The sequence below is a fragment of the Agrobacterium sp. genome, assembly GCF_059499945.1.
The window spans coordinates 395847-408429 of record NZ_JCABZP010000003.1 but is presented as its reverse complement, the minus strand read 5'-3'; the positions used below and the strand labels follow the sequence as shown (position 1 = coordinate 408429).

At 60.1% G+C, this 12583-nt stretch carries 11 protein-coding genes; 3 read left to right on the top strand and 8 right to left on the bottom strand.

Going from position 1 to position 12583, the window contains the following annotated elements:
• Nucleotides 1-2 precede the first annotated feature (2 nt).
• Nucleotides 3-1271: a D-alanyl-D-alanine carboxypeptidase gene (locus AC5I5B_RS04135; RefSeq protein ID WP_031233541.1), complete on the bottom strand. Its 1269-nt coding sequence runs from the start codon at nt 1269-1271 to the stop codon at nt 3-5.
• Between the two features lie 190 nt (nt 1272-1461).
• Here AC5I5B_RS04135 and AC5I5B_RS04130 point away from each other — a divergent pair, with 190 nt between their 5' ends.
• Together AC5I5B_RS04130 and AC5I5B_RS04125 are read left to right on the top strand one after the other, a co-directional pair.
• A complete protein-coding gene (locus AC5I5B_RS04130; protein ID WP_111834852.1) occupies nt 1462-2046 on the top strand; it encodes a TetR/AcrR family transcriptional regulator in 585 nt (194 codons plus the stop codon).
• Complete coding sequence (locus AC5I5B_RS04125) at nt 2043-2387, top strand: DMT family transporter (protein WP_003509523.1); 345 nt, start codon at nt 2043-2045, stop codon at nt 2385-2387. Before AC5I5B_RS04130 ends, AC5I5B_RS04125 begins: the two co-directional genes overlap by 4 nt.
• Before the next feature lie 193 nt (nt 2388-2580).
• Here the strand turns inward: AC5I5B_RS04125 and AC5I5B_RS04120 are convergent, their stop codons facing one another.
• From AC5I5B_RS04120 to puuD, 4 genes are all read right to left on the bottom strand, one after another.
• Nucleotides 2581-3714, bottom strand: coding sequence for an alpha-hydroxy acid oxidase (locus tag AC5I5B_RS04120; protein ID WP_162695579.1), 1134 nt, complete (start codon nt 3712-3714; stop codon nt 2581-2583).
• 79 nt (nt 3715-3793) lie between these two features.
• On the bottom strand, nt 3794-4513 hold the full coding sequence (locus AC5I5B_RS04115) for a sulfite exporter TauE/SafE family protein (RefSeq protein WP_111834855.1): 720 nt from the start codon (nt 4511-4513) through the stop codon (nt 3794-3796).
• A 304-nt stretch (nt 4514-4817) separates the two neighbouring features.
• Nucleotides 4818-6128, bottom strand: coding sequence for a guanine deaminase (guaD, locus tag AC5I5B_RS04110; protein ID WP_111834682.1), 1311 nt, complete (start codon nt 6126-6128; stop codon nt 4818-4820).
• Nucleotides 6125-7387, bottom strand: coding sequence for a urate hydroxylase PuuD (puuD, locus tag AC5I5B_RS04105; protein WP_111834683.1), 1263 nt, complete (start codon nt 7385-7387; stop codon nt 6125-6127). The genes guaD and puuD overlap by 4 nt, the downstream gene beginning before the upstream one ends.
• 503 nt (nt 7388-7890) lie before the next feature.
• Between puuD and AC5I5B_RS04100 the strand changes: the two genes are divergently transcribed.
• On the top strand, nt 7891-8229 hold the full coding sequence (locus AC5I5B_RS04100; protein ID WP_003510346.1) for a hypothetical protein: 339 nt from the start codon (nt 7891-7893) through the stop codon (nt 8227-8229).
• Here the strand turns inward: AC5I5B_RS04100 and AC5I5B_RS04095 are convergent.
• From AC5I5B_RS04095 to xdhB, 3 genes are all read right to left on the bottom strand, one after another.
• Nucleotides 8205-9134 carry a LysR substrate-binding domain-containing protein gene (locus AC5I5B_RS04095; RefSeq protein ID WP_060725195.1) on the bottom strand — a complete coding sequence of 310 codons (930 nt, stop codon included), beginning with the start codon at nt 9132-9134 and terminating at the stop codon, nt 8205-8207. The genes AC5I5B_RS04100 and AC5I5B_RS04095 overlap by 25 nt on opposite strands.
• A 237-nt stretch (nt 9135-9371) precedes the next feature.
• Nucleotides 9372-10226 (bottom strand): xanthine dehydrogenase accessory protein XdhC, encoded by an 855-nt coding sequence (gene xdhC / locus AC5I5B_RS04090; RefSeq protein WP_162695557.1) that lies wholly within the window; start codon nt 10224-10226, stop codon nt 9372-9374.
• Nucleotides 10227-10240: 14 nt separating this feature from the next.
• Nucleotides 10241-12580: a xanthine dehydrogenase molybdopterin binding subunit gene (gene xdhB / locus AC5I5B_RS04085; protein WP_162695558.1), complete on the bottom strand. Its 2340-nt coding sequence runs from the start codon at nt 12578-12580 to the stop codon at nt 10241-10243.
• Between the last annotated feature and the right edge of the window lie 3 nt (nt 12581-12583).

Below are 12583 nucleotides of genomic sequence, written 5' to 3'. Positions count from 1 at the left end.
CATCACCCCTCGCTGGTCATCACCACGCAGGCGTAGGATTGCGCCTTCAGTTCCTTGCAGGCGGAAACGGCCGAAGACTGATCTTCGAAGCCGGTGAACCGGGCGCGGTAGAGCGTCGCCGATCCGCTTTGTACTGCTTCGGTATAGGGAGCGATCCCGGCATAGCTGCCGATGTTGGAACGGGCATTGGCGAGCAGCGAGCGTGCGGCGGCTTCGCTGTCGGTTGCGGCAATCTGCACTTCCCAGCGGCTTCTCTGGCCCGTGGGCTGGCCAATGGCAGCGGCGGGTGCGGGTTTCGGAATGGCGGAGACCTGGATCATGTCGGCCATCTGGTTGTTGGCCGTGGCGATCTGCATGGCGACCGGGTCGGAGCGGCGTTCGGCGAACATGGGGAGCGGCACGGCTGCGGGCGGCACATCGAAGGTGCGGCTGACACTGGCGCTGGCGACGAGCTGTTCGGTATTGCGGCTTCTCGATGCCTGCGGCACGGCCTTGTCGAGAAGGGCGGCCATCTGCGCATCGCGACTGCGCGCGGTCTTGCCGCCCAGCACGACGCCGACGACGCGGCGGCCATTGTGATTGATGGCGCTGACGAGGTTGAAGCCGGAGGCATTGGTATAACCGGTCTTGATGCCGTCCATGCCCTGATAACGATACATCAGATTGTTGTGGCCACGGATGCGTTTTCCCCGGAAACTGAAGGATTCCATGGCGAAGAGGCCATATTCCTTGGGAAAGTCGCGCTGCAGCGCAAGGCCGAGCTTGGCCATGTCGCGCGCGGTCGTCACCTGCGATTTGCTGGGCAGGCCGGAGGCGTTGCGGAACACCGTCTTGGTCATGCCGAGCTGGCGGGCCTTGCGGGTCATCATGTCGGCGAACCGCGCTTCGGAGCCGCCGAGGTGATCGCCCATGCCTTCGGCCATGTCATTGGCGGATTTGACGATCATGCCATAAACAGCCTCGCGCACGGTGAAGGTCTTGCCCTGTCGCACATAGAGCTTCGAGGGGATAACGGCTGCACCATTCTTGGACATCGTTATCTTCTGGTCCCAGCGAAGCCGCCCGGCGTGCAGCGCCTCGAAGGTCATGTAAAGCGTCATCATCTTGGTGAGTGATGCCGGGTGGTTCAGCACATCGGCATTTCGGGAGGCCAGAACCTTGCCGGTATTGGCATCCATGATGAAATGGGCATAGCCGGCCTGCGCAGGGGATGCCTGCAATGAGAGGATCGCGCAAAAGAAGGTGAGTGCGAAAACCCATGCACCCGCCATTCCCCGTTTGACCGTTCCCGACATAATCCACCCCTTTTTGTTCGATCGCCGCGATGGACGAAGTTTTACTGACACTTTCCGGCAACAAAACCGCTAAAACTTTAGAGATCGTTTTCATGCTTAATTAAGTATGAATTTCAACCCGATGGCTGCCCTCACAATTTTCTTGAAAAGAAACCAACCATCCGGTATGTTTACTGTCATGACAAATGCACATGAACGCAAGAAGCAGCCTGAGATCGTGCGCCGCAATCTTCTCGATTGCGCGGCGAAACTTGCTGCTGACCAAGGTGTTGCGGCGCTTTCCGTGCAGGCGGTGGCGGACGCGGCGGGGGTGACGAAGGGTGGGCTGTTTCACCATTTCGCCTCCAAGCAGGCGTTGCTGGAAGCTGTCATGGCGGACCTTCTTTCGGCGCTGGATGCGGAAATCGACGTGCTCATCTCACAGGATCGTGAAGCCCATGGATGCTTCACCCGGGCCTATGTGAACGCGGTTTTTGCCGATCGCGACCGGGAATCGGGCAGGCAGTGGGCTGCGCTATCGGTATCGATGGTCGGTGAACCGTCGCTTCGGCGCATGTGGACCAGCTGGTACGAAGGACGTCTCATCCGTCACAAGGAAACGGATGAGGGGGTGGTATTGGAGCTCGTAAGGCTTGCAGCTGACGGCATCTGGTTTGCCGATCTTCTGGCCGATGACGGCAGGGCAGGTGGCGACAGGGCGGCTCTCAAGGCCCGGATGATCGCCCAGACGAAGAAGGAAATGGAACGATGAACGCGGCAATCTTCACCTATGGGGCGCTCGTCGCGGCCATTGTCTGCGAGGTCATCGCCACCTCTTTCCTGCAGCAGTCGCAGCAATTCACCCGGTTGCTGCCGACAGTGCTGATGGCGCTGTTTTACGGTGCGGCATTTTATCTGCTGTCATTCACGCTGCGGGCGCTGCCGGTCGGTGTGGCCTATGCGATCTGGAGCGGGCTCGGCATCGTGCTGATTTCCGGCATCGGGTATTTTGTTTTCCGGCAGACGCTTGATCTCGCCGCCGTGGTCGGCCTCGGCTTCATCATCACCGGCGTGGTGATTGTGAATGTGTTTTCGAAGACGGTGGGGCATTGAGGGTGGTTATTTGCATGTGGGATTGGTGACAGAGGGCGATATACACACTCCGTCACCCCGGACTTGATCCGGGGTCCAGTGCGGTCAAGTCCTTGATCGCGAAAGGCTGATTTCTCACGGCGCAGACGCGCTGTGGCTGGATGTCGGATCAAGTCCGGCATGACGGAAGAGAGACTACCGCCCTCTGTCACCATCACGCCAGAATACTGCGATCCACATCCGTAATCAGCCGCTTGCCGCAAAGCGCCATGCTGACATCCATCTCCTTGCGGATGATCTCGAGCGCTGTCGTCACGCCCTGTTTGCCATCGGCACCGAGGCCATAAAGGAAAGGCCGGCCGATATAGGTGCCCCTGGCGCCGAGCGCGACCGCTTTCAGCACATCCTGACCCGAGCGGATGCCGCCATCAATATGCACCTCGACCTTATCGCCGACGGCGTCGACGATCTTCGGCAGCATCGCGATGGAGGAATGCGCGCCGTCGAGCTGGCGGCCGCCATGGTTGGAGACGATGATGGCGTCGGCGCCGGTATCGAGAGAGGCGCGCGCATCTTCCTCGTCAAGAATGCCCTTGAGGATCAGTTTGCCGCCCCAGCGCTGCTTGATCCATTCGACATCCTTCCAGGACAGGCGCGGATCGAACTGTTCCGCCGTCCAGGAGGAGAGCGATGACAGGTCGGAGACATTCTTGGCGTGGCCGACGATGTTGCCGAAGCTGCGGCGCTTGGTGCGCAGCATGTCCATGCACCATTTCGGCCGCGTGGCCATCTGCCAGATGTGTTTCGGGGTGAATTTCGGCGGGGCGGACAGGCCGTTGCGCAGATCCTTATGGCGCTGGCCGAGAATCTGCAGGTCGAGGGTCAGCACCAGCGCAGAGCATCCGGCGGCCTTGGCGCGGTCGATCAGATTGTTGACGAAGTCCCGGTCCTTCATCACGTAAAGCTGGAACCAGAAGGGTTTCGAGGTGACGGAGGCGACATCCTCGATGGAGCAGATGCTCATGGTGGAGAGCGTGAAGGGCACGCCGAACTCCTCCGCAGCCTTGGCGGCCAGCATTTCGCCATCGGCATGCTGCATGCCGGTGAGGCCGGTGGGGGAGAGCGCTACCGGCATGGAGACCTTCTGGCCGACCATTTCGGTCGCCAGCGACCGGTCGGTCATGTCAACCAGCACACGCTGGCGCAGCTTTATCTTCGAAAAATCATCCTCATTGGCGCGGTAGGTGCCTTCCGTCCAAGCGCCGCTATCGGCGTAGTCGAAAAACATTTTTGGCACACGGCGCTGAGCCTGTTGCTTCAGGTCCGCTATGGTCAGGATTTTGCCCATGGATAAAGCCTTCACATTTGAATGATGGCTTCACATAACATGAATGGGATGGCTGCAACATCAAAATCGACGGGGTTGATCACCAGAAAGCCCGCAAAAACAGTTCGGCTCCCAATAAAAGCAGGCAGATGAGGAACCAGCGCCGGAATGTCGCAGGGCTGACGATGTTACGGATCTTCTGGCCAAGCCACATACCGAGAAGTGCCGGCAGGATGGCGAGCGCGGACAGCGACAGATGCTCGACATGGAAGGCGCCCTGCGAGGCGAGGCCTGCGGCGAGTGCGACGGTGGAAACAGTGAAGGAAAGGCCGAGCGCCTGCACGAGATCGTCGCGGCTGAAGCCGAGCGACTGGATATAGGGCACGGCGGGAACAACAAAAATGCCGGTGCCGCCGGTCAGCAGGCCGGTCGCCAGTCCAATGGTCGGGGAGAGCTTCGGTTCCAGTCTCGCAGGAATGGCGAAGGGCTTTGCGAAGAGGCTGTAGGCCGCGTACGCCGCAAGGCACAAACCGAGCGCCGACGTGGTCCAGATGCCGGCGCCTGCCGTCATCAGCCGGACGCTGAGAAGCGTGCCGGCGGCGATGGCGATCATCATCGGCCAGAGCCGCGCCACGATAGCCCTGAAATCCGGGCCGGCCAGCAATTGCCAGATATTGGTGATGAAGGAAGGGAGGATGAGCAGCCCTGCGGCAACAACCGGCGGCATGAAGAGGCCGAGCACGCCCATGGCGACGGTGGGCAGCCCCATGCCGGTGACGCCCTTGACGATGCCTGCGACGGTGAAGGTGGCAAAAACCATCAGCATGGTGGTTGTGTCTAAATCCGGCACGGGCGCACTCCAGAGGTCATTCGCATTTTGGCCGGGGGTGCCAGCCAGACATAGAAAGCGAGCGGGTGCGGCACGGTTTCTTCTCCCCGCCGGGGAGAAGGTGGCCCGAAGGGTCGGATGAGGGGGCGACGTTGCCGTATCTCACCACCCTTGCCCCCTCATCCCGCTGCCGCGGACTTCTCCCCGGCGGGGAGAAGAAAGACGCGGCACCCGCTCGATTCAATATGTGACTGTGTAAATGAGTTTGTGGCTAAGTGCTTCGGCCCAAGCCGAACTATGCAAGCGTGCTTTTCATCGCCTTGCCGGCCACGTAGGTTTCGACGACGGTGCGGTCGTCGCCCATGGTGAGCATCAGGAACAGTTCTTCCGTCAGGCTTTTCACTACTTCCATCTTCAGCGCCATGGCGGGGGTGGAAGAGGCGTTGAGCACCGTGATGTCGGCGTCCGTGCCGGCTTCCAGGGTGCCGATGCGGTCGACCATGGAAAGCGCCTCGGCATTGCCGCGCGTCATCAGATACCAGCTTTCCAGCGGGTTCAGGCGTTCGCCCAGCAATTGCTGGATCTTGTAGGCCTCATCCATGGTGCGCAGCATGGAATAGCTCGATCCGCCACCGATATCGGTCGCAACCGCGATCCGCACCGGCTTTTCGCGACGCTGCAGCTTTTTCATCGGGAAGAGGCCGGAGCCGATGAACAGGTTCGAGGTGGGGCAATGCACGGCCACGGCGCCAGTTTCCGAGAGCACGTCCGCTTCGCGCTCGGAGAGGTGGATGGCGTGGCCGAGCAGGGTCTTTTTGCCCATCAGGCCGTAACGCACGTAGATATCGGTATAATCAGTCGCTTCGGGGTAAAGCTCGCAGGTATATTTGATCTCGTCCAGATTTTCCGAGAGATGCGTTTGGATGAAGAGATCGGGAAATTCCTGCGCCAGCGCCTGGGCTGCTTCCATCTGCTTCGGCGTGGAGGTGATGGCGAAGCGGGGCGTGATGGCGACGTGGTTGCGGCCCTTGCCGTGCCAGTCGGCGATGACAGCCCGCGTCTCGTCGTAGGAGGTCTCCGGCGTGTCGAGCAGGCCCTGCGGGGCGTTGCGGTCCATCATCACCTTGCCGCCAACCATCAGCATGTCGCGCTTCATGGCTTCGGCAAAAAAGGCGTCGGCGGAGGTTTTGTGCACGGAGCAATAGGCGGCGGCAGTGGTGGTGCCGTGGCGCAGGAGTTCGTCGTAAAAATGCGTGGCGATGCGCTGGGCATGCGCGGTTTCAACGAAACGGCATTCTTCCGGGAAGGTATAGGTGTTCAGCCATTCCAGCAGATTGGCAGCGTATGAGCCGATGACCTGCATTTGCGGAAAATGCAGGTGCATGTCGATAAGGCCGGGCACGATGAGATGCGGCCGGTGATCCTTTTCCTCGATGTCATCAGGCGCTTGGCTGCGAATATCGGCATAATCGCCGATGGCGGCAATCTTGCCGTTTTCGAGAAGCAGGCCGCCATCTTCGATATAGAGATAGCTTTGCGTATCGTCGATCGAGAGCGGCGCGCGGCGGAAGCTCAGCAGGCGGCCACGCAGCAGAACCATGCTCATTCAGTCTTTCCTTCGGCTTTTCCTGTCCCGGACACCGCGCTTTCATACCAGGCGGTCAGCACCTTGCGCTCATCCGGGGTGATGGCTGTGATGTTGCCGGGAGGCATGGCATGGCTGCGCCCGGCTTGCAAATAGATTTCACGCGCGTGGGCGGCGATCTGTTCGTCGGTTTCGAGCTTCAGGGATTTGGGTGTGAAGGGCACGCCTTCCCACACCGGCTCGGCCGCATGACACATGGAACAGCGGCCCTGAACCACATCACGCGCCTTGGCGAAATGGGCGTCGCTGACGAATTGCTGCTGCATGGGGGAGAGGGTGGCGGCCTTCTGTTCCTCTTCGCCGGTCAGCACTTTCGGCACGGTGGAAAGCCACATGATGACGATGAAGATCAGCGCAGTCAGCAGCCAGGTCCATGTCGGTTTGCCCTTGCGGGCGTGGGTGGTGTTGAACCAGTGGCGGATGGTGACGCCCATGAGGAAGACGAGTGCGGCGATGATCCAGTTGAACTGCGTGGCAAAAGCCAGCGGATAATGGTTCGACAGCATGAAGAAGATGACGGGCAGCGTCAGGTAGTTGTTGTGCAGCGAGCGCTGCTTGGCGATGCGGCCGTATTTCGGGTCCGGCGTGCGCCCGGCGATCAGATCGGCAACCACGATCTTCTGGTTGGGAATGATGATGAAGAACACATTCGCCGACATGATGGTGGCGGTAAACGCACCGAGATGCAGGAAGGCGGCGCGGCCCGTGAAAACCTGAGTATAACCCCACGCCATCGCCACCAGCGCGACATAGAGCACGATCATCAGGCCCCAGGTATTGTTGCCGAGCGGCGATTTGCAGAGGAAATCATAAAACAGCCAGCCGATGGCAAGCGAAGCGAGCGAAAGACAGATGGCCTGGAACTGGGTAAGCGCCAGTACCGAATGATCGATCAGGAAGAGATCCGCGCCGCCGTAATAAACGATGCAGAGCATGGCGAAGCCGGAAAGCCAGGTGACGTAGCTTTCCCATTTGAACCATGTCAGGTGCTCGGGCATCTGGGCGGGGGCGACCAGATATTTCTGGATGTGATAGAAACCGCCGCCATGTACCTGCCATTCCTCGCCATAGGCCCCCGGCGGCAGATGCGGCCGTTTGACCAGCCCGAGATCGAGCGCGATGAAATAAAAGGATGAGCCGATCCAGGCGATGGCGGTGATGACGTGGAGCCAGCGGACGGCAAAAGCCATCCATTCCCACGCAATGGCGTATTCGTACATGCGGTTCCCCTGATCCTTGTGCAGCGCACCTTGCGAGAAATTTGACCGTTAGGAAAGTGAAAAGCAAAGGTTGGAACGTGATTGTTCACAATCCGATGCCTTTGTGTCCGCAATCTCGTTTCGGTTCGCCCATGCACGCGGGCTGGCCCGGTAAAGTTGCAGCCGCTCATTCCTGTCGCAGTTTGTGCTTAGCTGGCTAACGCGACTCAGCTATTATCCTTTGTGCAGTCTGCTGATGTGCTAAAATATAAGGCTGCGGAGCCCGCGGGCGCGCCTCGTCGGAAATCCATTCCGGTTTTACGCCGATGCGCAGGGTTTCAATGACATGTTTCGCTGGCGGTTCTTCCGAAAGCGGGCGCTGCGAACCCTGGGTGGGGCAGATCAGGGGGCAGGTATCGCAGTTCCCGGTGCCGTTGTGTCCGGGTGGGTGTTGATGTGAAATTTGAATAAAGGGACGCAATGATCTTCCGGCGGCCGCCGTTGTTTCAACGGAGACCATGCCGATGCGCCTTGTTCTGACGGTCCTCTTCCTGCTTTTGGCATTCAGCGCCACCGCGCTTGCGCATGAATCCCACAAGGGGTTCAAATATGAAAGCTACTGCTGCAATGGTGACGCCGAAACCGGCGACTGCCAGATGATTCCCACGCGAAGCGTTCGTGTGACGCCTGACGGTTATGAGGTCTCGCTCGCACCCGGCGATCACCGCATGGTCACCCGACGCCACGTTTTCAGCTGGTCGCAGCGCGAGGCAAGACGATCAGAAGATGGCGAATATCATCTCTGCCTGTTTCCGGATGAGGATACGCCGCGCTGTTTCTATGCGCCGGACATGGGGTTTTGAGGCGGTTGTTGCTGCCGGCTTTCCTCGATCCGCTTCAGTATCCAGTCGCGAAACAGCCTTATCTTGCGAATGTTCCTACGGTTTTCAGGGTAGACCAGCCAATAGTTCTTTCCTTCGCTGCTGAGGTGCTCGAAGGGTTGATAAAGTCGACCGAGGGCAATCTCATCGGCGTAGAGTTCAGGGGTGAGCATGGCCACGCCCTGGCTGGCGATTGCCGCGGCGGCTTCGAAGGCCTGCACATTGAGGCGGCTGCGGGGATAACGGTCGAGGCCGGGATTTTCGACGCCCACTTCCTGAAACCACTGGCTCCACCAGACATCGCCGGGATCGATAATGCGCAGGCGCAGCAGGTCTTCCGGTTTGTGCAATCCGCCGATGCTTTCGGCAAGGCTCGGATGCAGCATCGGCGTATAAACGCCGCGCAGCAGTTGATGGTAGATCAGCCCTTTGCCGTTATCTTTGCTCCAGCGAATGGCGACATCGCAGTCTGACTGGGAAAAATCGATCAATGTGCTTGATGTGTCGAGCCGCACGGCGATTGATGGGTGTTCCAGCTGGAAGGCGCCCAGATGCCGCGAAAGCCAGCGCGACGCAAAAGTCGCGGTGGAATGGATTGTCAGGGTCGTGTCGGAGGTGTCGCGCACATTATCGACGGCCTCCCGCAAAGTGTTGAAGGCTTCCGCAACCTTCGGCGCCAGTTTCTGCCCGGCCTCGGTCAGCACAACCTGCCGCGCCTTTCTGATGAAGAGCGGCTCGCCAACATTCTCCTCCAGCAGTTTCACCTGATAGCTGACCGCCGTCTGCGTCATGCCCAGTTCCTCGCCGGCCTTGGTGAAGCTCAGATGCCTCGCTGCGGCTTCGAACACGCGCAGGGCATTCAGGGGGAACTGGCGGGACATTTTCATGGATAAGTTCTCTTTATGTCAGCGGCCAAAGGTTTCATTGGTTTTTATTCGGAAAACAGAGCATTTTTAGCTCAATTCATCAACTGAGCTTCTGACATTTTTGAATGGAGACGAACATGCGCACAGCACTTTTGCGCGCGTGGTCCCGCCTGCGTGCGGGTCTGCGGACAGCGGAACGGTTTACCCTTGAAAGCCTTGCGCCAGACAATCTGGCGGATGAAAGTCTGCCGGATGGGCTCAGGCGTGATCTTGGTCTTGAGGATGGCCGCGTTGATTTTCGTTGCGACGGGTTTCGGCAGCGGAAAATGCTTGCAGTAACTCGGCTGCCACAAGGGCCGCTATGATTGCAGGCCGCTTGTCCCTGACGCCATTGCCACCGATGGGCAGGACGAGTTTTTCAAGGCGGGAAGGGGGTTCTCCCTCCCGTTCCAGCCAATGGGCGAAGGTGGCGCGTTTGGTCTTGGAGCCAATCATGCCGACATAAGCGAGATCGTCGCGGGCCAGCGCTTCCCTGGCGATGAGGAAATCAAGGGCGTGATCGTGGGTGACGATGATCGCAGCCCCGTTTGCCGGAATTCTCGCAACGAGCGCCTCCGGCATGGGGGTCAGCACGGATGTGACCTCCTGCGGAAGACCGTGCAACTCGTTTTCACGGGTTTCCACAACAGTCAGGGTCAAGGGCAGGAGCGACAGAGCCTGCGCCAGTGCCTTGCCGACGTGACCCGCCCCGAAAATGAAGATGGCCGGCTGTTGTGCGGCTTCGCCCTTCAGCCTTGCCTCGAGCGTTGCCGCGAGTTCCGCTGTTACGCGCCGGAACCGGAGCAGGGTGCGCCCGCCGCAGCATTGGCCGATTTCCGGGCCGAGCGGAATATCCATGCGGTCTTCGGCGGCACCGCTCCTCAACATCGCGCGGGCGTGGTCTATCGCCATATATTCAAACTGCCCGCCGCCGATGGTTTCCCACATGCCGTCTTGCGAGACCAGCATGAAGGTGCCAGCCTCACGCGGCGATGAGCCTTTCACAGCCTCGATTTCCACGAGGATTGCGGGGACAAGGCGGGCGAGGAACGCGGACAGGGGGATATCAGGCATTGGCGCTGGCCCCCTCACACCTTCTTCAGCCGTTCCACCGCCATCAGCACCCGTTCGGGCGTTGCCGGCGCGTCAAGCCGTGGGCAGACCTTGTAATCGGCGACGGAGGCGACGGCCATGGAGAGCGCTTCGAGAACCGAGATCGCCAGCATGAAGGGCGGTTCGCCCACGGCCTTGGAGCGGCCGATGGTGGGTTCGGCATTTTCCGACCATTCCGCCAGCTTGACGTTAAAGCTCTTCGGCCGGTCGGAGGCGAGCGGGATCTTGTAGGTCGAGGGAGCGTGGGTGCGCAGCCGCCCCTTGCCGTCCCACCATAATTCCTCGGTCGTCAGCCAGCCCATGCCCTGCACGAAGGCGCCTTCTATCTGGCCGATATCAATGGCCGGGTTCAGCGACTTGCCGACATCGTGGAGAATATCGGCGCGTTCCATCATATATTCGCCGGTCAGCGTATCGATCGACACTTCCGAGCATGCCGCGCCATAGGCGAAATAATAAAACGGCGTACCGCGACCGGCGGCGCGATCCCAGTGGATTTTCGGGGTCTTGTAAAAACCGGCGGCGGAAAGCTGCACGCGGGCGAAGTAGGCCTTTTTGATGAAGTCGTTGAAGGCGATTTCCTCAAGCCCGATCCGCACCCGGTTCGGCAGGAAGACGACTTCTTCTTCCGGCACGTTCCAGTTCTCGGCGGCGAATTTGACGAGCCGCTCGCGGATCTGGCGGGCGGCGTCATAGGCCGCCATGCCGTTGAGATCGGAGCCGGAGGAGGCGGCGGTGGCCGAGGTATTCGGCACCTTGCCCGTGGTCGTGGCCGTTATTTTCACCCGGCCGATATCCACCTGGAAGGCATCGGCCACCACCTGCGCCACCTTGGTATAAAGGCCCTGGCCCATTTCTGTGCCGCCATGGTTCAGGTGGATCGAGCCGTCATTGTAGATATGCACCAAGGCACCCGCCTGATTGAATGCGGTCATGGTGAAGGAGATGCCAAATTTGACAGGGGTGAGCGCGATGCCCTTGCGGATGATCGGGCTCGTCCTGTTGAACTCGACGATTGCCTGCCGGCGCGCACGGTATTCGCTGGAAGCTTCCAGTTCCTCGACGATGCGGGCGATGATGTTGTCTTCGACCTCCTGATGATAGGGCGTCGTGGTGCGCTCGGAGCCGGTCTCTCCGTAGAAATTCAGCTTGCGGACATCAAGCGGGTCCTTGCCGACGGCATAGGCGATTTCCTCGATGAAACGTTCAGCCCCGAGCATGCCCTGCGGACCGCCGAAACCGCGAAAGGCGGTGTTGGAAACCGTATGGGTTTTCAGCGGCCGGGAGGTGAGGTGTACATGCGGATAGAAATAGCTGGAGTCGGCATGGAAGAGCGCGCGGTCGGTTACCGGGCCTGACAGATCGGAGGAAAAACCGCAGCGCGCCGCATAGGTGGCGTCAACGGCGTGGATGCGGCCTTCCTCGTCGAAGCCCAGCTCGTAATCGACGCGGAAATCATGGCGCTTGCCGGTCGCCGTCATGTCCTCGTCGCGATCGGGGCGGATTTTAACGGCTCGGTTCAGCCTCTTGGCGGCAATGGCGCAGAGGGCGGCAAACTGGTTGCCCTGCGTTTCCTTGCCGCCGAAGCCACCGCCCATGCGGCGCACCTGCACCGTGACGGCGTTGGACGGCACCTGAAGCATATGGCTGACGATGTGCTGGATTTCGCTGGGATGCTGGGTGGAGCTCCACAGCGTTACCTCGTCATCCTCACCGGGCACAGCCATGGCAATGTGGCTTTCGAGATAAAAATGCTCCTGCCCGCCGATCCGCATCGTGCCGGTGAGGCGGCGGGGCGCCACATCCATTTCCAGCTTGGCATCGCCGCGTGTCAGCGTCATCGGATCGATGACGAGCGCACCGCCATTTTCAATCGCCGTGTCGATATCGGTGAAATGCGGCAGGTCCTTATAGGTGATCTTCGCCTTGCGGGCCGCCTTTCTGGCGATATCGCGGGTCTCGGCGAAGACTGCGAAAATCGGCTGGCCGTGGAACTCCACCTTTGTTTCGGCCAGCAGCGGTTCGTCGTGACGGCCGCCGGAAGATATATCGTTTTCGCCGGGCACATCCTTGCCAACCATCACCCAGAGCACGCCCGGTGTGGCTTCTACCTCTGACAGGTCCATGGAGACGATTTCGGCATGCGCGCGGTCGGAAAGGCCGAGCGCGCCGTGAACGAGGCCGGCGGGTTCGGGAATATCATCGATATATTCGGCGCTGCCGGTCACATGCTTATGCGCGGAATCGTGCCGGAGCGAGGCATGCATCGGGCCGTCGATTTCGGTCTTCGTCTTGTCGAAGCTTGTGGTGTCCATGGT

Bases quoted from the DNA above. Each gene is read 5' to 3' on its own strand.
- AC5I5B_RS04135 (WP_031233541.1), bottom strand. From the start codon at position 1,271: ATGGCGGGTGCATGGGTTTTCGCACTCACCTTCTTTTGCGCGATCCTC.
- AC5I5B_RS04130 (WP_111834852.1), top strand. From the start codon at position 1,462: ATGTTTACTGTCATGACAAATGCACATGAACGCAAGAAGCAGCCTGAG.
- AC5I5B_RS04125 (WP_003509523.1), top strand. From the start codon at position 2,043: ATGAACGCGGCAATCTTCACCTATGGGGCGCTCGTCGCGGCCATTGTC.
- AC5I5B_RS04120 (WP_162695579.1), bottom strand. From the start codon at position 3,714: ATGGGCAAAATCCTGACCATAGCGGACCTGAAGCAACAGGCTCAGCGC.
- AC5I5B_RS04115 (WP_111834855.1), bottom strand. From the start codon at position 4,513: ATGGTTTTTGCCACCTTCACCGTCGCAGGCATCGTCAAGGGCGTCACC.
- guaD (WP_111834682.1), bottom strand. From the start codon at position 6,128: ATGAGCATGGTTCTGCTGCGTGGCCGCCTGCTGAGCTTCCGCCGCGCG.
- puuD (WP_111834683.1), bottom strand. From the start codon at position 7,387: ATGTACGAATACGCCATTGCGTGGGAATGGATGGCTTTTGCCGTCCGC.
- AC5I5B_RS04100 (WP_003510346.1), top strand. From the start codon at position 7,891: ATGCGCCTTGTTCTGACGGTCCTCTTCCTGCTTTTGGCATTCAGCGCC.
- AC5I5B_RS04095 (WP_060725195.1), bottom strand. From the start codon at position 9,134: ATGAAAATGTCCCGCCAGTTCCCCCTGAATGCCCTGCGCGTGTTCGAA.
- xdhC (WP_162695557.1), bottom strand. From the start codon at position 10,226: ATGCCTGATATCCCCCTGTCCGCGTTCCTCGCCCGCCTTGTCCCCGCA.
- xdhB (WP_162695558.1), bottom strand. From the start codon at position 12,580: ATGGACACCACAAGCTTCGACAAGACGAAGACCGAAATCGACGGCCCG.